Origin of the sequence: Anaerospora hongkongensis (genome assembly GCF_004339805.1) — a bacterium.
Classification (GTDB): Bacteria; Bacillota; Negativicutes; order Sporomusales; family DSM-15969; genus Anaerospora; species Anaerospora hongkongensis.
Genome location: NZ_SLUI01000004.1, coordinates 76,654 through 95,580, shown reverse-complemented (window position 1 = coordinate 95,580; position 18,927 = coordinate 76,654). Strand labels below are relative to the sequence as shown.

At 49.7% G+C, this 18,927-nt stretch carries 15 protein-coding genes and 1 riboswitch; of the genes, 5 read left to right on the top strand and 10 right to left on the bottom strand.

Annotated features, from left to right (window positions below; translation table 11 throughout):
• Nucleotides 1-43: 43 nt before the first annotated feature.
• A riboswitch (cobalamin riboswitch) is annotated at nt 44-238 on the bottom strand.
• A gap of 60 nt (nt 239-298) precedes the next feature.
• Nucleotides 299-1,153 (bottom strand): DUF6385 domain-containing protein, encoded by an 855-nt coding sequence (locus EV210_RS06890; RefSeq protein WP_132077623.1) that lies wholly within the window; start codon nt 1,151-1,153, stop codon nt 299-301.
• Nucleotides 1,154-1,228: 75 nt separating this feature from the next.
• A complete protein-coding gene (locus EV210_RS06885) occupies nt 1,229-2,560 on the bottom strand; it encodes a DUF6385 domain-containing protein (protein ID WP_132077620.1) in 1,332 nt (443 codons plus the stop codon).
• Between the two features lie 177 nt (nt 2,561-2,737).
• On the opposite strand from EV210_RS06885, the gene EV210_RS06880 reads away from it, so the two are divergent.
• From EV210_RS06880 to EV210_RS06860, 5 genes are read left to right on the top strand one after another with little or no spacing between them, the layout of a single operon-like run.
• Nucleotides 2,738-4,708, top strand: a complete 1,971-nt coding sequence (locus EV210_RS06880) for a TPR domain-containing glycosyltransferase (RefSeq protein WP_132077617.1) — start codon at nt 2,738-2,740, stop codon at nt 4,706-4,708.
• Nucleotides 4,705-6,435 (top strand): tetratricopeptide repeat-containing glycosyltransferase family 2 protein, encoded by a 1,731-nt coding sequence (locus EV210_RS06875; protein WP_132077614.1) that lies wholly within the window; start codon nt 4,705-4,707, stop codon nt 6,433-6,435. The genes EV210_RS06880 and EV210_RS06875 overlap by 4 nt, the downstream gene beginning before the upstream one ends.
• Nucleotides 6,432-7,958 carry a glycosyltransferase gene (locus tag EV210_RS06870; RefSeq protein WP_132077611.1) on the top strand — a complete coding sequence of 509 codons (1,527 nt, stop codon included), beginning with the start codon at nt 6,432-6,434 and terminating at the stop codon, nt 7,956-7,958. The genes EV210_RS06875 and EV210_RS06870 overlap by 4 nt, the downstream gene beginning before the upstream one ends.
• Nucleotides 7,927-9,477: a glycosyltransferase gene (locus EV210_RS06865; RefSeq protein ID WP_207900677.1), complete on the top strand. Its 1,551-nt coding sequence runs from the start codon at nt 7,927-7,929 to the stop codon at nt 9,475-9,477. The genes EV210_RS06870 and EV210_RS06865 overlap by 32 nt, the downstream gene beginning before the upstream one ends.
• Nucleotides 9,478-9,506: 29 nt before the next feature.
• Nucleotides 9,507-9,917, top strand: coding sequence for an OsmC family protein (locus EV210_RS06860; RefSeq protein WP_132077605.1), 411 nt, complete (start codon nt 9,507-9,509; stop codon nt 9,915-9,917).
• Nucleotides 9,918-9,972: 55 nt separating this feature from the next.
• Here EV210_RS06860 and EV210_RS06855 read toward each other — a convergent pair whose 3' ends face one another.
• From EV210_RS06855 to EV210_RS06820, 8 genes are all read right to left on the bottom strand, one after another.
• Nucleotides 9,973-11,400: a sodium:solute symporter family protein gene (locus tag EV210_RS06855; RefSeq protein ID WP_132077602.1), complete on the bottom strand. Its 1,428-nt coding sequence runs from the start codon at nt 11,398-11,400 to the stop codon at nt 9,973-9,975.
• Nucleotides 11,401-11,625: 225 nt separating this feature from the next.
• Nucleotides 11,626-11,985: a hypothetical protein gene (locus EV210_RS06850; protein WP_132077598.1), complete on the bottom strand. Its 360-nt coding sequence runs from the start codon at nt 11,983-11,985 to the stop codon at nt 11,626-11,628.
• An 81-nt stretch (nt 11,986-12,066) separates the two neighbouring features.
• Nucleotides 12,067-12,399 carry a YtxH domain-containing protein gene (locus tag EV210_RS06845; protein ID WP_132077595.1) on the bottom strand — a complete coding sequence of 111 codons (333 nt, stop codon included), beginning with the start codon at nt 12,397-12,399 and terminating at the stop codon, nt 12,067-12,069.
• A 165-nt stretch (nt 12,400-12,564) separates the two neighbouring features.
• Complete coding sequence (cydC, locus tag EV210_RS06840) at nt 12,565-14,289, bottom strand: thiol reductant ABC exporter subunit CydC (RefSeq protein ID WP_132077592.1); 1,725 nt, start codon at nt 14,287-14,289, stop codon at nt 12,565-12,567.
• Complete coding sequence (gene cydD / locus EV210_RS06835; protein WP_132077589.1) at nt 14,286-16,010, bottom strand: thiol reductant ABC exporter subunit CydD; 1,725 nt, start codon at nt 16,008-16,010, stop codon at nt 14,286-14,288. The genes cydC and cydD overlap by 4 nt, the downstream gene beginning before the upstream one ends.
• Before the next feature lie 18 nt (nt 16,011-16,028).
• Nucleotides 16,029-17,033, bottom strand: a complete 1,005-nt coding sequence (gene cydB, locus EV210_RS06830; RefSeq protein WP_132077586.1) for a cytochrome d ubiquinol oxidase subunit II — start codon at nt 17,031-17,033, stop codon at nt 16,029-16,031.
• On the bottom strand, nt 17,024-18,406 hold the full coding sequence (locus EV210_RS06825) for a cytochrome ubiquinol oxidase subunit I (RefSeq protein ID WP_132077583.1): 1,383 nt from the start codon (nt 18,404-18,406) through the stop codon (nt 17,024-17,026). Before EV210_RS06825 ends, cydB begins: the two co-directional genes overlap by 10 nt.
• 56 nt (nt 18,407-18,462) lie before the next feature.
• A complete protein-coding gene (locus EV210_RS06820) occupies nt 18,463-18,915 on the bottom strand; it encodes an RrF2 family transcriptional regulator (protein ID WP_243650461.1) in 453 nt (150 codons plus the stop codon).
• Nucleotides 18,916-18,927 lie beyond the last annotated feature (12 nt).

The following is an 18,927-nucleotide window of genomic DNA, read 5'->3' as shown; positions in this document are numbered from 1 at the left end:
TCTTTTGGCAACAACTCCAAAAAAGCCTTCTTTTCCATGAAGGATTACGTACAGCAGTAAGGCAGGTCTCCTGGCTCCCGGATCATTGACTGCTTGCGCCTTCCCCTGTTACGAGTGGCATATGCAAGATCTTACCGGTACAGTGGTGGGCCCGCGCCTATGCGGAACGTTGTTATTCCGCTCAGACTTCCCTATTCTCCACCCAACTTGTTGGGCGGCACCTTAACTGCTTTTTATCCAATTGATGTCATTATAGCAGGACATGCTAAGGCCGTCAACGGACATCGTCCCGCTTAATCTAAACAGAATATCCCCGTACTGAGATCGCAAGGCAGGTACTTAGACCCGGTTCGGCCGACCGGAAGGCGATCCGGGCATATTTCGCGACACTGCCGGAAATCAGGAGTATTGTTTTCCCGGGATGAATGTCACTCAGTTCCCCTTCGGGAATCCAGTTGCTGCCGTCAGGGCTGATTTCTAAGGTCACGAAAGCCGGACTACTGCCCGAGTTACTCACAAAATACGTATATGTAAACTGCAATACCTGTAAAGTCGCCGCCGACTGAACGGTATCGCTAGTTGTTACCTTGCAGTCAAATTCCAGTGCCGCACTTGTAATCTGCGCTGCGGCAGAGTCAGCAAACGTAACTTCTATTGACGGCCAGCAGCGGGAATTACAGCAACTCCTGCTGCAAAAGCCGATAATATCAAACGGTTTTTTCGAGCTGTCGTCAGGCTTTAGCAGAATTCCTAAGTTTGCGGCCGAGCCATTGTACCACGCCTGCACCAGCGGCGTAATATCAAAGTGAATAAATTGGTTATTCCCTTTGATCAAGGTCCGGCAGACGGGTACCGGTTCAATGATAAGTTCCTTTAAGTTCACTCTGCTTTCTTTCCAGGGGGAAATAATCTGGTGAACGGCAACAGTCTTTTCCCGGAAGGGAAATAAATTTTCATACAAATAAAGAACAAGAGTCCCGTTGACAATCGTCTGAGGCAGCGGCGGCGGGCTGATATCAAAGGCAAGCAATGCTTGAAAGATCGTTAATTCCTGGCCAACCAGCAAGGTAAACTTGTCACACAACTGGCGGCCCTGCCTGCCGGAAGTTGCCGTTGTGGCGCGAATAGGCGGCTTAACCGACCTCACACCCATTCCTTGTTCCCTCCTTACTTATGTAGCTTTGTCTCCGGCAAAAATACCGGAGACAAAATGAGCATTTGACAGCAGTTAAGATGTCTGGCCCTGGAAGAATATTGTAAGATCAACTGAGCTGGCCGCATTGACGGCAGCATAATATACCCGGGCGTATTTCAAGAATACGGACGCTACCAGACATTCAGCAGTACTTGGGTTCAGCGTAACAACCGCGCTGTTATCCAGCCAGTTGATACCGTCAGGGCTGACCTGAAGTTTTGCCGTAGCCTGGCCCTCAGAAGTCGCCTGATTAACCAGTCCAAAGGAATACTGGGCAACACCCAGGACAACATACGGATTGGAAGGAGATCCGGCAACATTTATGATACCTGTTTTTGCCTCGGTTACATCTGTGGTAGCCAGAGCAGATATTACGGACAATCCCGCACTGGTAATTAATAGACCGCCGGTAGGAGGCGTTACACTAAGACCGGAAGCTGGTGCTGTTACAATCATGCCATTAGCCGGTCCGGTTACACTTAAGCCGGATGCCGGGGCCGTCACAATTAAGCCGTTAGCAGGCCCTGTTACACTGAGGCCCGCTGCCGGGGCTGTTACCAGCAAGCCATTAGCTGGTGCCGTAATGGCGAAACCATCTACAGGCGGAGTTACGCTTAAACCAGACGCCGGGGCGGTAACAATCAGGCCGTTTGCCGGACCGGTTACGCTCAGACCAGATGCTGGGGCCGTCACGATTAAGCCGTTAGCAGGCCCTGTTACACTTAAACCCGATTCTGGAGCCGTTACCAGCAAGCCATTAGCTGGTGCCGTAATGGCGAAACCATCTACAGGCGGAGTTACGCTTAAACCAGACGCCGGGGCGGTAACAATCAGGCCATTAGCCGGCCCCGTTACGCTCAGACCCGAAGCTGGTGCCGTCACAATTAAACCATTAGCAGGCCCTGTTACACTGAGACCAGACGCCGGGGCAGTAACGATCAGGCCGTTAGCCGGACCCGTTACGCTCAGGCCTGATGCCGGAGCCGTCACAATTAAACCATTGGCTGGTCCGGTTACACTTAAGCCCGATTCAGCAGCTGTTACCAGTAAGCCATTGGTTGGTGCCGTAATGGCAAAGCCGTCAACAGGAGGTGTTACACTCAGGCCCGAGGCCGGAGCCGTCACGATCAGTCCGTTAGCTGGTCCGGTCACACTTAAGCCCGAGGCTGGAGCAGTCACTATCAGACCGTTAATTGGCCCCGTTACACTGAGGCCGGTGTCGGATACGGTTACCAGCAGACCGGCAACAGGCGGTGTAATTGACAAATTACCTGCGCCATCTGTATTGATTGCTAAATTTTGCGAGCCAAAAATTTTCACTCGCGCCTGGTCGGCCACATCCTGAATAATTTTAAAATTGGGCATAACGCAAACAGTCTCCCTTCATTTTAAGCGATGCGACAGAATTCTGCCGTCTTTATAGCTTATGTTTCGCTTTATTTATGGTGACTGTTTGATTTTTTTATGTAAAATTGCTATTTTATTGAACCCCGAAAATACAATGCGCATATATTGATAGTAAAACAGCATGGGGTATGAAAAGTGAGTAAAAAAATTAGTTTATGCATGATTGCTAAAGATGAAGAATCGAATTTAACCCGTTGTTTAGCCAGTGTAAAAGACGCTGTAGATGAAATTATCATAGTGGATACGGGTTCAACCGATTTGACTACACAGGTCGCCAAAGACGCCGGCGCAATCGTCGTCTCTTTTTTATGGCAAGATGACTTTAGTGCAGCTCGCAATGCCTCTCTGGAATTAGCAACAGGTGATTGGATTCTGTTTTTAGATGCCGATGAGGCGCTGGAACCAGAGAGCGTGCAAATACTCCGCCAAGTTGTCGAAGGAGAAGAGGAAGGCTATTTCATAAAAATTATTAATCTGATTGGTTCTGAAGGAAGTATTGAAACTTCACCTGATTTAGTATTCCGCTTGTTCCGTAACAAACCGGTTTACCGTTTCAGAGGAGCAATTCATGAACAAATCGTTGATGTTATTCTCGAAAATAACCATCAGGCCCGCTTCCAGATAGCAGAAGGAGTTGCTATTAGGCATTACGGCTATTTGAACCAGCAGATTATCGAAAAAGATAAGAAAAACCGCAACCTGACGATTATAAAAAAAGAATTAGATAACGCCCCGGATAATCACATGCTTCGCTATCATTACGGCATAGAATTATATCGTTCCGACCGGTTTGCGGAAGCAGCGGAAGAATTAATTAAAGCAGCTAACAATACCGATCCGAAAACTGTTTATTACCCAAAACTGCTGCGCTACATTGCGCTGGCCCATTATAGTGCCCAAAAATATGATTGGGCCCTGGAAGCCATACACCTGGCTCTGCAGTTTTTCCCCGATTATGCGGATCTTTATTATTACGGCGGTTTGATTTATCTCGAACAAAAAAACTATGCAGCAGCTTACGAATGGTTTTATAGGGCCATATCCATGCCGGAACAGCCGGCCTATTACGCTCCGTTTAGCGGCAGCCGGGGCTTCAGGGCCTACTATCAGCTGGGACAGCTGGCAGAAACCTTTGGTAACGAAGAGGACGCCTTGCGGTTTTACTTGCTCAGCCTCCGGGATAATTCCGAGTTTACCATTGCTCTATACGCCGTTGTCCGTCTTTTAAATCCCCGCAGCAATCCGGAATATACCAAGGAGTCAATGGAAAAACTCTGTGACTTTTGTACTCCGGAATCTCAGCGTTTAATCGGCACTATTTATTTCACGGAGGGCGCTTACCGTCTGGCCTATGAATACCTGGAAAAAATCGCAGCGTCCTCTTTAGATGCTTATACCTCCATATTAAAAGCAATATGCCTGATTCAGCAAAAAAGAACCATTGAAGCATTGTATCTTCTTGAAGAAATCACGCCCGGCCAGCCTTATTTTCCACTGGCAATGCTCAATAAAATACTTTGTTTCTGGTTTGAAAACAACCGGACAAAAGTACGCGAACTTTGCGATGAATTTTTAGCTATGGGATTGTCGTCCGATACCGGCGCAGTAGTAGCGATGCTGAAGGACTCCCTTTACAAGCAAAATTCCCAGCCACCGGCCATACTGGGTGCGGAAGGAATTGCCCTCATTAAAGACATCCTGATCCGGACACTGGATCTTGGCTATGTACCGCTGGCCGAAAGCTTGCTGGCGCGCCTGGATAAGCACTGCCTGCAGCAAAATGCGCTGGAGCTTGCCCGGATTTTTAACCACTTTGACCAATTGGCGCTTGCCCTGACCTATACGGAAGCAGCCTTAGAAGAGAACGTTGACAGCGCAGGGGCCTGGTGCCAGATGGCAGAGATAGCCGCGAAGCAGGCACGCCGGGAAGAAGCCTGTCTGTGCTACCGGCGTGCCTTGTCTATTGAGCCTTGTCAGCCTCAATATTATGTAAAATTAATAAAATTGCTTAAACTCATGCGGCAAGAGTTGTTGGCAGAAGCAGCAGTCAAATACCCCAATATACCGATATTTCACCAGCTGCTCGAGGAGGAAAAAAATCTATGACTATAGAGCGCCTCGCTCTTATCATGATCGTTCGTGACGAAGCCGGCCGTCTGGCCGCATGTCTGGAGAGCGTTAGGCATGCAGTAGATGAAATCGTAATCGTTGATACCGGTTCCACAGACGACACCCTCAGTATTGCCCGGCAATATACGCCAAAAACATATACCTGCCAGTGGCAGGATGATTTTTCAGCCGCACGCAATTTTGCCATCGAACAGACTACCTGCGAATGGGTCCTTTCCCTTGATGCTGATGAACTCGTGAAAAATGCTGCCGATCTGCGCTCCAGCATCGCCGGCAGTTCCTATTCTGCCTATTGCCTGCCCCTGTGTGCTTTAAAGAATGCAGATAACGAGCTGGAATACGACCGGTTTATGGTCCTTAGGCTATTTCGCAGCAGCTTGCGTTTTCACGGCTCCATACACGAATTCGTCAAAATCGATCCCCCACTGACAATCGGTCAGCTTGAGCAGCCGGTGATCTGGCATACACCGGTTAGTGCGACCGAGCGGCGGCAGCGGCGCAAACGTAATCTCTCTCTATTGAACAAAGCGGTTGAAAAGAATAACAGCGACCCCTGTCTTCCTTATTATCTGGGTACCGAATGGCTGGGACTTGGACACATTGACCGTGCCGTCGGCTTCTTTCGAGAAGCTCTGAGCAGGCTGACACCTCAGCAGGCATCCTTCCGCACCCCTGTCATCCGCCATTTAATCAGCTGTTACAAAAATACCGGCAGGCTTGATGAAGCTCTGTGCCTCTGTCTGGAACAAAGTCAGCAATATCCCGAGTATTGCGATCTTTTGTTTGACGGCGGCGTTCTATTCGAACTAAAACAGGAATATACGATAGCCCTTAAATGGTTCCAGGCAGCCGTCAACCTCAATGACCCGCCGCTTAGTTTTTTCCATACCGATGGAACTAACAGCTATCTGGCCTATTATCATTTAGGACACTGCGCAGAAAAATTAGGCTTATACCAAGAGGCGCAGCACTATTATGAACAAGCGCTGGCCATAAACAAAACCTATTATTATCCATTGTACCCGCTTATCTTATTACGCTTAGCCTGTCAGCCAGCAGCAAGCGTACTCAGTTTTCTCCGCACCTCAGGTTATTTGGACTGCGACGAAGTGGCGGCGAAGATGGCTGAGCTATTCTGGACCGCAGGCTTGCCGGACATCGCCTTGTCCTGTTTGGAAAATACGGTCTGCCGTCAGCCTGAAATAGTGGAATTGGCTGCTCAGTGTCATTTTTATACCGGTAATACTGCTTGCGCTCTTCAGTTAATAGACGGCCTGCGCCGGGATAGTCATGAACCGGCAGCAGCTATTGCAGTTGACGAGATTTCTTTCCTGTTATTATCAGACCGTTTTGCCGAAGCACAGCAGCTATTAAGAGGCCTTTGGCAAAGGAAAGGCTGCCGCAGTGCTTTCTGGGCAGCCTATTCCTTGTATAAAAAGCTTGCTCATAACAGTCTGATTTCTTTACCTGATCGCCAGGCAGCTGCTCTGCTGCTCAATTTAGCAGACCGCTGCGCCCGCAGCAGGCCACCCACCTATGGCGCACAAAAAAACATTGCTCTTTTGGCGGCGGTAATTAGTGATTTACTTGAAACCAAAGCCGAATTTGCCGAAATGTTAGTTCGCCATTTGCAGGAGCAGGAAACAGGGCTTAAGCAGCAGCTTGCCTGCACCTTTACCGCCTGCAGGGATTTATTGCGATGAATACCGCTTGTCTCATTTCCTTGTGCCTGATTACCAAAAATGAAGAACACTGCCTTGCCGCCTGTTTAGCCAGCGCTTCTCCGGTTGTTGATGAAATTATTCTTGTCGATACCGGCTCAGAAGACAACACACTGTCAATTGCCGCCGAGTACGGAGCCCGGATTTTTCATTTTACCTGGATAGATGATTTTTCGGCGGCTCGCAACTATGCAATTAGCCAGGCTTGCGGAAAGTGGGTTCTCGTACTGGATGCTGATGAAAAGCTTACCGTTACCCGTTCCGAAATATTGCACTTTATCGCACTTAATCCCGCTGAAGGGTATTATTTCAACATTTTGAGTTATATTGGCCGCGACCGGCAGGTTGCCCGGGACCAGGTAGTACGCCTATTTAAAAACGCACCTCAGTACCGGTTCACGGGAGCCATTCACGAACAGATTGCCGGCTCAATTCTCAGTCAGCAACCGCCTGGCAGCTTGCGGGTAACCCCGTTCACCGTCGAACATTACGGCTACCTGCCGGAAGTATTAATCAACAAAAGCAAATTTAGCCGCAATACGGAATTACTGGTAAAGTCGCTGCTGAATCACCCAAAAGATCCCTTTCTTCATTATGCCCTTGCTATTGAATATCTGCAGAATAGAAATTTTGTTCAGGCAGAACAAACCCTACAAGAGGCTCTCCCTTTGCTGACAGGGACGGAAGGTTATTTGCCACAGGTGTTAGGTGCCTTGCTGTTGGTTAAACTGACTCAACCTTCCGATCAGCAGGCACAAACCCTGTTTATAAATGCGATTCAGGTACTGCCTGACAATGGTGATTATTACTGCCTGTACGGATTATGGCTTATGCAGCGGTCCCGCTACAGCGAAGCAGTTTCGATATTGGAGCAGGCCCTGCAAAAACCCCGGGAGCTGACCGCCTCGGTCAGCCTGCCTGCGCTGCTGGGAGATGCCTGCTGCCTTGCCGGGCAGCAGCAGCACGCTGTCGATTACTTTACCACAGCCGTTGCCGAAGCACCTCAGCTGTTATATCCCTGGCTGCGGCTGCTAACTGTGAGCTGCAGCGAAAATTCGCCTCAACTCTGGGATTATGTTTACAACGGCTTAACCGCCGCAATGCCACTGTCCTCGCTGCTTACGCTGCAGCCGCCGATTCACTTTGAAACCGCCTCAGCCCGTATGCTGCTGGAGGCTCAGTATGCTCTCCGGACAAATGATGCTCGTAAACTGGCAGCAGCCTGCAGCTTGCTCGGGCAGCTGCCCCATGCAGCCTATCCTGTCCTGATTGCGCCTGCTGAAGTACCAGCCCTGGTTACGCTGGGCACCGAACTGCTGCTGTTTGAAAGTCATCTCATTTTATTAGGCTCAAATCTGGCTGCCCAACATAGCCTGGAGGACAGCATTTTTCATCAGCTGCGCCTGCTTACCGCGGTAATCAGCCAGTCGTTTCCCACAAGCCCCCTGCATTTTTGGGAGGAGGTGTTTATTGGTGAAGCATGTTTTAATCGCCAGCCCGGTTAAACAAAAGCCTGCCATACTACAGGAATTTCTTACCTGTCTGGCAGCCCTGGATCAAACAAATCTCTGGCTTGAATACGTTTTTATTGATGATCATGAGCTGCCCAGTCCTGCCTTGCAGCAGTTTGCTCATACTGTGCCGGACGTTACTATACTTCATGGTAATAGTAAATCCCAGCTCTATCACTGTACCGAAAAGACACACTGCTGGCAGGAGGATATTGTCTGGAAAGTAGCAGGCTATAAAGATTACTTTATCCAACTGGCCAGGGAAAAAGCGGTGGATTTTCTTTTTCTGGTTGATTCCGATTTAGCGCTGCATCCCCAAACAATAACGCATCTTACCAGCTTAAATCAGGCAATTGTATCGGAAGTTTACTGGACAAAATGGGAGCCCGCCTTCCCCCCTTTGCCACAGGTATGGGCCGGCGGACAGTATCGGCTGCATGAAACAGACTCAGAAAAAGCACTCAGCCCCGAACAAGTTGCTCTTGGTCAGCAGCTTTTTCTGAGCAAGCTGCATTGTCCCGGCCTATATAAAGTAGGCGGTCTGGGAGCCTGCACGCTCATCAATAAAACCGCCCTGGAAAGCGGAATTTCTTTCAGTAAGATTTATAACCTCGATCTTACCGGTGAAGACCGTCACTTTTGCGTAAGAGCAGCTGTGCTGGGACTGGAACTACATGCCGATACGTGCTATCCGCCTTATCATATTTACCGTGAGTCAGAGCTGCCAGGCCTTAGCGCTCACAAGCTGAAATACGACTACGCCCAGACTAAGCCCAAACCTCGTTTAACCCTGGCAATGGTAGTTCGCAATGAGGCTGGACGCTACCTGGAAAAAGTTCTCCTTCATGCCGCCCGCTACATTGACCAGGCCGTCATACTCGATGATGCCAGCACTGATGAAACAGTGGAAATCTGCAGGCGCTGCCTGGCGCCAATCCCACACCAGATTATCAGCAACCTTGAATCAGGCTTTCATAATGAAATCGCGCTGCGTAAACAGCTGTGGAATCTGGCAGGAGCAACCCAGCCGGATTGGATACTGGTCCTTGATGCCGACGAAGTATTTGATGATGAAATAATGACCGTTTTGCCTCATTTACTGGCCAATCCTGATGCCGGCAGCTACTCGTTCCGCCTCTATGATATGTGGAGTGAGACCTGTTACCGTGAAGACAGTTACTGGCAAGCGCATAAACACTACCGGCCCTTTTTAGTCAGATACCTGCCGGATCAAGAATATACCTGGCAGGAAACACCCCTGCATTGCGGCCGGCTGCCACTCAATACCGGTATATGGCAGGAGATTTGCTGCCAGGTGCGCCTCCAGCATTGGGGCTGGTCCCGCCCGGCAGACAGACTAAAAAAATACTACCGTTACAAAGAACTTGATCCCCTTGCCGCTTACGGTATTAAGGAGCAGTATTTATCCATTCTTGATCCCAAGCCGAATTTAGTGCGCTGGCACTTTTGCCTGGAAGGAAAAAGCCAAAGCGTAGCGAAAAACCCTCTATAAAGCTTGTATATCAGCAAGGAGGGATTTACTTGGCCACTATCCAAACAACCTATCTGGGCGGCTTACGTACAGAGGCCGTGCATACCCAATCAGGCAGCTCGCTAATTACGGATGCGCCGCTTGATAATCACGGGCGCGGCGAAGCCTTTTCCCCAACCGACCTGCTGGCAGCCTCCTATGGCAGCTGCGTATTAACCATTATGGGCCTTGCTGCCCAGACGCATGGCTTCACGATTAACGGAGCGCAGGTAAAGACGACCAAAATTATGGGGACCAGCCCCCGGCGGGTTGTGGAACTGATTGCTGAATTCATCCTGCCTTCCAATGCCTACACTAGCAAAGAGCGGAAGATTATTGAGCTTGCCGCTAAGGAGTGCCCCGTATACAACAGCCTTCATCCGGATATAAAAAAGACCATTACCTTCACATATCCCGAATAATCTGCCGGCAAAAAAAATCCACCTGCCAGACCAGCAGGTGGATTTTCCTATTTCATTAGCAGCAGCTGCACGTCTCTTGTTCCTTAGCGGGACGATCAACAGCTACAATTCTTTCCTGATCAACAATCGCGACCACAAAGAAGGTAATCAGACAAACCAGCCACTCCATATAAATCGGATGCGCAAAAATCTGTACCTGCGGAAACGCCTGCCATACAAACAGGGTTATAATACCCGCCAAAGTGGTATAAAAAGCGGAATTCCGCCGGCAAAGTCCCGGCGCAAACATGGTAAACAAAAATACTAACGTAAAGGCAGTTGTCAGACTCAGCCCAATCAGCATCGTCTTGACGATACCTACCGCATTAAAAGCAAACCATAGAGTCATTGCTCCCAGCCCCAGTATCGCGTACCGGTTTACCAGCGTGTACTCCCGGTCACTAATTCCCGGTTTCAGGAAGCGCTTATAAATATCCTGGGAAAATAAGGTCCCCGCTGCCAAGAGAATATGACAGGCAGTAGCAACATCTGCCGCCCAAAGAGCGGCAAGCGTCAAGCCTGAGATTACCGGGTCAAGGCCCATAATCATTTGCGGCAAGGCGAGCGTTGCCTTCATTTCCGGGTGCGCTGCCCGGGCGGCTACCCCCATAATGGCACAGGAAAAGCCAACAGGAAACATCAGCAAGGCTCCCCATAGAAAGCCTTTTTTGGCTGCGGCTTTGTCAACAGCAGCACAAGCCACCTGTACAGGCCCCTGAGCAGTAATTGTTTGGGTCATCATAACGACAAACCAGCCAATAATGGTCGCCAGCCCAAGTCCGCCGACCGGTCCGAACCAGTCCACGCTGGGCGGCAAAGACGCTGCAATCGCATCCAGACCGCCTTGCTCATTGACAATCGTGACGGTGCTGATTAATACACCTACATAAATTAATGTAACACTGAGAATGTTGGAAAGTCCTGAAGACCACAGACCGCCGAGTATCGTCGTGCCGATAAATACGATTGCACTGACTACCATGCCGCCCTGAAAGGAGAATATGTCGGGCAGCAGTGAGGACAGGATTGCCCCGCCCGCAATATATTGAAGGGAAGTAATCACCAGTTGAATGGTAATCATGCCTAAGACGGCAATAGCCCGCCCTTTTTTATCATAATAACGTTCAAATAATTCCGGTATCGTCGTACAATTGAGTTCCCGGTATTTTCCTGCTGCTACCAGCGCCATCACGACAGCCCCTGCCGCCCAGGCAACATTGTACCAGCCTGCCGCAATCCCAAACTGAAATGCATTTTCAGCAACCCCGATAGTTGATGCAGCACCGATAGCCGTTCCGGCAATATTGGCTGCCACCAGCGTTGTTGTCAGTTTGCGTCCGGCAAACAAAAAACCGCTGCTGTTTTGTGCACGCCGCTTTACATAAATACTAATTCCAAAGAGAATACAGATGTACGCAATAATAATGACTAGTTGAATACTCAAAATAACCATCCTACCTTTCTACACTGTCTTTACTTGTCAATACATAGATACCTGTGATGCACACTACCACATTACAATATTACATGCTTATAATAGCAGTGCAAGGGTAAATGTGTCAATCACTTTCCGCAATTCCAGCAAGCATCCAGAGGCTGACTGCGAGAATTTCCCACAAAAAAGCGATTGCCGGAATCTATAAATTCCTGGCAATCGCTTTTGGTGTTCTTACTTGTAAAATACGGATTTGAATACTTCGCTGATAATTCGCGCATACAAGCCAACTGTTTCCAGACCATCCCGCAAATCATCAACCGTATCGGTAAAGTCGCTATGTAAGACTCCCACAGCATTTCCAGTCTGGTCAACAGCCCGCTTAAGGCTAACGGCAAGTTCGCTCACATTGGCTAATGTCCTTGGCAGTAGTGTCAGCGTTTCGGAAATATCCGCATTATGGGTGTGAACAATTTCTTTCACGTATACCAGGAGGCCCAGTAAGCGGTGTAAAACAGCGATTAAGTAGCCTCCACCGATAATAGCAATCGCAAAGAGAAAAAACAAGCCTAAATCGTACAATGAAATATACAAAACCGATCCCCTTCTTCATCTCAGAATTTGTTAAATAAGCGGCCGAACATTGCTGCCGACCGCTCATGGTTCATCATCATCTTATAGCTTTATATTTTCTGCTGCATGGTTAGTTTCAGTTGCACAAAATTCAGCTTTTACTTCCGCTTGTTTATCTTTTAGTTTTGCTTTGGCTTCTTCAATTTTTTCCTGTGCTTTTTCAACAAACTCTTTTGCTTTGTCAGGCAATTCTTTTGCGGTAGCCGCAATCTCCTCACGGGTCTCTTTACCTGACTTAGGCGCTAACAGGACACCGGCGGCCGCTCCGACGGTCACCCCGATGGCAGCACCAATTGCAGTATTTTTGATTGCCTTTACGCGAGCTTTCTTTTCACGGCTCTTTTTACCTTTTTCAATTAGATCCAGAATGGACATATCTGCCACCTCCAGTAAAATTTACCACTTTCCTAATGAATAATCATTTTCGACAAATATTGAAAAACTCCTTGTCCAATTTACAATTTTTCTTATTTTTCTTATAAAAATGCGGTTGAACTAAAAAGAGGCGCCTTTCGGCCCTTCGGGAGAAATCCCTTTTCACTACAATATATCCTGCTGAAGCTGCCACATGCGGTAAAAAAGTCCTGGCTTAGTTATCAACTGCCGAAATGTTCCGCGTTCAACGATTCTGCCCTGATCAAGCACCAGGATTTCATCCATCCCCTGCAGTCCTGTCAGTTGGTGTGTTATTAATATCGTAGTACGGCCAAGCATTAACCGGGAAACTTCCGCCATTACTTCCCGAGCGGTAATGGCATCAAGTCCGGCTGTTGGTTCATCCAGAATCAGCACCGGCGCATTTTTCAGCAAGGCCCGCGCAATCGACAGTCTCTGCCGCTGTCCGCCGCTTATCGCTTTCCCGTTTACTCCCACCAGCGTATCATATCCCTGCGGCAGGGTCTGAATAAAATCATCAATTGCAGCAGATTGTGCTGCTGCCCTGACCTCTTCCAGCGAAGCCTCGGGCCGGGCCAGCCGTATATTATCGCCAACCGATGCAGCAAAGAGATGCGTTTCCTGGCTGACAACCGCAAACCGGCGCCGCACTTCTTCCGGGGCAAATCCCCGCAAGTCGCGCCTGTCCAGCATAATGGCTCCGCTTTCGTACTCCCGGAACCGAAGCAGCAGGGAAACAAGGGTCGTCTTGCCTGCGCCGCTCGCACCGACAATAGCCAGCCGCTTACCGGCAGGAAGGGAAAAACAAATATCCCAAAGCGCACACTGTGCTTCCCCCGGATAAGCAAACGATAAGTGAGAAAAAGTCAGGTCAAAGCGTTCCGGAACCAGCTCGGCTGTACTGCTGCCAACCGCAGCAGGTTGAGTCTCAGTCAGAAAAAATAACCGTTCAGCCGCCGCTCTGCTTTCCTCCAGATAATAAACAGCTGCGGGAAGCGGCAGGACCGCCTCAAAGCTGGCCTGAATCGCCAATAGCAGCACAGCCAGATATACGCCGTCGATTTTACCGGCAGCTACCAGCGGTACAATCAGCACCAGTGCACACCACACGGTACCATTTACAAGGAGACTGTTCAGTCCCTCCGTCCAGGCAGCATAGGCCGCTTTTCTGCTTTGCCAGAAACTCAGCTGCCTGCCGGTTGCGGCTAGCCGGTCAGCCTGATGATTTGTTTGGCCAAAGGCGGACAACTCTGCTATTCCTTCCAGGGTATCGACTAAAGCAGTTTTCAGCTTAGCCCGTTCAGCCAGCAAGGCCAGGCTGATCTTTCTGCCGGCTCGCCGGGTGCAATAAGGAACGGCCGCTCCACTTAAAACAAACGCTGCGGCCAGCAGCATACCCAGTGCAGGTGCAAAAGCGGACAGCCACCAGCACATAACCAAAAGAATAACGACTGCGGCCAGCAATGGCCCGATAACCCGTAAATAAAAATACTGCAATGTATCAATATCCGCAATCAGCCGGCTAAGAAGATCACCGCTCTTATATGGCTGCAGGCGCGCAGGCGCAAGCGGTTCCAGGCAGGCAAAAAACCAAACTCTCAGTGAGCACAGGATATGAAAAGTGGCAGTGTGGGCAAGATAACGCTCTGCATAGCGGAAGGCCGCCCGGCTGATGCCGAAAAAACGAACACCGGTTATCGCCACGGCCAGGGCTGCCAGGGGAGGATGCAAAGCAGCAGTGGCAATCAGCAGCGCCGAAGTCCCCAGCAGTCCAATATTGGCAGCGACCGTCAATATGCTGCAGATTGCTGCCAAACTCATTGCCGGCAGGGCAGGCTTCATTATTCGCAGTAAGCCTTGTAGTCTCATTGAACACCTCTAAACGCAGCTGCCAGCCGGTAATATACCCCTTTTCGGCTGATCAGCTCGGTATGGCTGCCAACCTCAGCCACTCTGCCCCGTTCCAGCACAATAATCCGGTCAGCCCGTAGTACCGTACTCAGTCGATGGGCAATAATGATAACCGTTCTACCTGCAAACAGGTTTTCCAGTGCCTCGCTGACACTACTTTCACTCTGTGCATCAAGGCTGGCTGTAGGCTCATCAAGCAAGATCAGCGGCGCATCCAGCAAAAAAGCTCTGGCAACAGCCAGACGCTGGCGTTCGCCCCCCGACAAGCCCCGTCCACCTTCGCCTACCAGGGTTTGATAGCCTTGCGGCAACCGTTCAATAAACGAATGAGCACCCGCTTGTCTTGCAGCTCGCTGGACATCCTCCAGGCTATACGCTTTGCCAAGAGTGATGTTGTCCGCTACTGTGCCTGAAAAAAGATGCGGTGACTGAGGTACATATGCGACCTGACTACGCCAGTCCTCATCGTTTATCCCTTCCAGCAACTGTCCGTTAATTCGAATCGTGCCGGAATCCGGACGTATAAACCGCAGTAACAAATTGGCAATCGTGGTTTTCCCTGCGCCGCTTTCGCCAACCAGTGCCACTCGCTCACCTGCCTGGATAGAAAATCCTGCTTCCTGTAATGCCCACTCTCTATTCTTCTCATAGGAAAAAGACACCTGAACAAACTCAAGCTGCATACCATCAGAGCGCAAATATCGTTCTTCCCGCCCCTTTGCTTCTGCTGCCGGAATAGCCAGAACACGGTAGATCTGTTCTGCCGCGGCCACACCGGCCATCCCCGCATGAAACTGAGTTCCTAATGACCGGAGCGGCAAATAATATTCAGGAGCCAGCAGCAAAACAAAAAAAGCCTGTGTAAAGCCAATATCGGCAAACAGCAGCTTAAGGCCTACTGTAACAGCGACCAAAGCCGTACTAATCGTAGCAGTCAGCTCTAAAGCAAGGGCCGATAAAAATGCGATCCGCAGAACCTGCAGCGTAGCATCACGAAATTCACCGGATATCCGGGCAATAACAGCAATCTGTTCTTTACTGCGGCCGAAAATTTTCAAGGTAGTCAAGCCCTGTAAAACATCGAAGAAATGACTGCTTAAAAAAGCAAGCTTCTCCCATTGCTGTTTATTTCGCCTTTCTGCCGCTTTGCCAATCAATATCATGAACAACGGAATGAGCGGCGCCGTAACACAAAGCAACAGCGCCGCCACTCGATCCTGGTATAAGACAACCCCCAGAATGATCAGCGGTATCAAGGCCGCCGTAAGCAGCTGCGGCAGATACCGGGCAAAGTAGGCCTCCAGGTTCTCAATCCCTTCGGTTAGCAGGTTAACCAAACCACCGGTCGGCTGCCTGCTTAGCGCTACCGGCCCCAGCGCCAGCAAATGCTGCACCAGCCGTTGGCGCAGCTCTGTCTGAATGCGGTCAGCCAGCCGGTGCGACAGTATATCGCCATACCAGGCGGCAATGGCCCGGCACAAGATGACACCGCCAAGGATTATCAGCCAGGGCAGTATTGCCGGTACCTCAGCTTTTTCCAGAAAGACGGCATTGATACACAATGCCAGATAATAAGCCTGCAGGACTGCCAGGAGACCGCTGCCGATCCCAACACCTGTTACCAGTACCAGCAGGCGGCTATGGCCGAATGCTTCGGCTACTAATTGTTTATGCAGCATAGTTACTCCCGGTAAGCCCTAATATTCCAGTTGTTTCGCCGTTACCCGCTTGCGGAAGATCCAATAGGTCCAGCCTTGGTAGACCAGTACGACAGGCACGAAGATAAAGGCGGCAATACTCATTAACTGCAAGGTGTAAGGAGAAGATGCCGCATTCATAATAGTCAGGTCCCAGGCCTGATTCAGGCTGGATACCATCAGGCGCGGGAAAAGTCCCCAGAAATAAGCTACTGTAGTCAAAACAATGGTCAGGCTGCTGAAAACAAAGCCCCAGCCGACTTCTTTCGCCTTTGTCAGAAAATAGGACACGACAAAAGCGGTTATCGCACCCCAGAAGCTAATGCCGGCACCGGTGCTTTGGAAAAGATCGGTATTGGTGTAAGTCAGTCCAACCAGTGTCAGACAGGCAATCGCAGTTATCACGCCGCATGTGAGCGCGGCTTTTCTTGCCCGTTCAGCCAGCTCACCGGCAATTTTGAGCGACAGGTATAAAGCGCCATGATACGTAAAAACCAGGAAAAAGGCTATCCCGCCTGTCAGAGTGTATGGGCTGAGTAAATCAAAGAAAGATCCCACATAAATCATATTTGCATTGATCGGGACGCCCTTTATTAAATTGCATACCGTAACACCCCACAGCACTGCCGGTACGGCACTGCCGAAAAAAATGCACCAATCCCAGGCATTGCGCCAGGCGGGGCTGTCATCTTTGCTGCGGAATTCAAAGGCAACACCGCGCAATATTAAGGCCACCAGCATCAAGAACAATGCTAAATAGAAGCCGCTGAATAATGTGGCATATACATGGGGAAAAGCAGCAAACAATGCGCCGCCCGCGGTAATCATCCATACTTCATTCCCGTCCCATACAGGCCCGATGGAGTTGATAATCATCCGGCGCTCCGTATCCGTGCGTCCCAGAAAGCGCAGCAAAATACCCACCCCGTAATCAAAGCCCTCGAGAAAAAAGAACCCGATAAATAAAACGGTTACCAGGATAAACCACAATACGGTCAGTTCCATAATGTCGCCCCCTTTGCACCAGCAATCTGCGTCGGCCGCTGCTCAGCAGCCCCTTTTACAATTACTTTTTTAGCAAGATACACTGCTGCTGCGGCTATAATGGCATAAACAAGGGTAAATCCAATCATAGTGGTCCAGATCTCGGCAGCAGTCACATTTGGTGAAACCCCTTGCTGCGTAGTCTGCAGTCCGACTACCAGCCAGGGCTGCCGCCCGGCCTCCGCCATGTACCAGCCGGTTGCGTTGGCAATGTAGGAAACAGGCAGTGTCCAAAAAATCGCTTTGAGAACAAGCGTATTATCAAGCAGTTGATTACGCCGGGCCAGATACCAGCCGACAAGCCCGATTGCCAGCATCCACATCCCGGAAATAACCATTAGCCGGAAACTCCAGAAAATTGGCGTTACCGGGGGAATATAATCGCCAGGTCCATATTTTTGCACCATTTCGTTCTGGATGTCTTTTATCCCCTGAATCTTTCCCTGAAACGAATCATAGACCAGAAAGGATAAGGCACCAGGCACAGCCAGTTCCATCGTATTTCTTTGCTGTTTTTCATTAATTGCCGCAAAAAGAGAAAACGGGGCCGAATCAGTTGTCTCCCATAATGCTTCAGCCGCCGCCAGTTTCATTGGCTGAACTTTGGCTATATACCGCGCCTGCAAGTGGCCTACACCGGCGACCAGAACAGCACCGGCAAGCATTAAGGCAATCCCTGATTTAAGCGAAAGCTCGAAGAATGGAAGCTGATTTTTCCGTAATACCTGCCAGGCACTAATCGCGGCGATAAATGCACCGGCTGTAGTCAGTCCGGCTAATACAACATGCGGAAATTGATGTGCCACATACCCGTTTGTTAACAGGGCGCCAAAATCGGTCATTTCAGCACGTCCGTTTCTAAGCGCAAAACCGACCGGATGCTGCATAAAAGAATTGGCTACTAAAATCCAAAAAGCAGATAGATTCGTACCTATAGCCACAAGGCAGGCTGCCGCAGCATGCAGTTTAGGCGAGAGGCGCTCCCAGCCAAAAATCCAGATACCAATAAAGGTCGATTCCAGGAAAAAAGCGGTTAATGCCTCCAAAGCCAGCGGAGCACCAAAAATATCCCCCATAAAGCGGGAGTATTCCGACCAGTTCATGCCGAAGTGAAATTCCTGCACAATCCCGGTAACAACCCCCATCGCAAAGTTAATTAAAAATAATTTCCCCCAGAATTGAGCCATTTTCTTATAGATTTCTTTGCCGGTTCGAACATAAATAACTTCCATAATTGCGATAAAAACAGTCAATCCCAGCGTCAACGGCACAAACAACCAATGATAAGTCGATGTCAGTCCAAACTGCCAACGTGCCAAAAAGGCTTCACCCATGTGCGTTCCCCCCTAAATCTGCATTTCTTTGACCAGTCACTGTACACTGCTTGCTGTTAACAGACTGAGGACTCACCTCCCTCTCGTCCTGTTCTTTTGCGCGCTAATTCGGCAAAATTTATGCTGCCGAGCGACGTCACGAATTGCGCCTGAACCCCGGCCAGCGCATGATGTACGGGACATTCATGCGTACAAAATTTCGTGCACGCATCCCGCTCATTCAGGCAGCGGTGAACAGCCACTTTACCTTCCATTGCTTCAATCACTGCCAACAGCGTAATCCTATCTGCGTTTTGAGCCAAAGCAAAACCACCGTCTACCCCACGATATGATTTTATGATACCGGCCGCCGTTAATGAACGCATAATCTTCAATAAAAAGCGCTGCGGAATTTTCTCTTTTTCTGCCAGCGTCTGACCGTTGACAATCGCTCCTTGCGGCAGGCATGCCAGATGAAGCACAACCCGAAACGCATAATCAGTAGCCTGGTTGAATTGCAATACCGGCACACTCCCTCCATA

Coding starts and splice junctions, on each gene's coding strand:
- cydB (WP_132077586.1), bottom strand. CDS start 17,033: ATGGAACTGACCGTATTGTGGTTTATCCTGGTAACCGTTTTATTTATC.
- EV210_RS06870 (WP_132077611.1), top strand. CDS start 6,432: ATGAATACCGCTTGTCTCATTTCCTTGTGCCTGATTACCAAAAATGAA.
- cydC (WP_132077592.1), bottom strand. CDS start 14,289: ATGAGACTACAAGGCTTACTGCGAATAATGAAGCCTGCCCTGCCGGCA.
- cydD (WP_132077589.1), bottom strand. CDS start 16,010: ATGCTGCATAAACAATTAGTAGCCGAAGCATTCGGCCATAGCCGCCTG.
- EV210_RS06875 (WP_132077614.1), top strand. CDS start 4,705: ATGACTATAGAGCGCCTCGCTCTTATCATGATCGTTCGTGACGAAGCC.
- EV210_RS06885 (WP_132077620.1), bottom strand. CDS start 2,560: ATGCCCAATTTTAAAATTATTCAGGATGTGGCCGACCAGGCGCGAGTG.
- EV210_RS06890 (WP_132077623.1), bottom strand. CDS start 1,153: ATGGGTGTGAGGTCGGTTAAGCCGCCTATTCGCGCCACAACGGCAACT.
- EV210_RS06825 (WP_132077583.1), bottom strand. CDS start 18,406: ATGGGTGAAGCCTTTTTGGCACGTTGGCAGTTTGGACTGACATCGACT.
- EV210_RS06845 (WP_132077595.1), bottom strand. CDS start 12,399: ATGTCCATTCTGGATCTAATTGAAAAAGGTAAAAAGAGCCGTGAAAAG.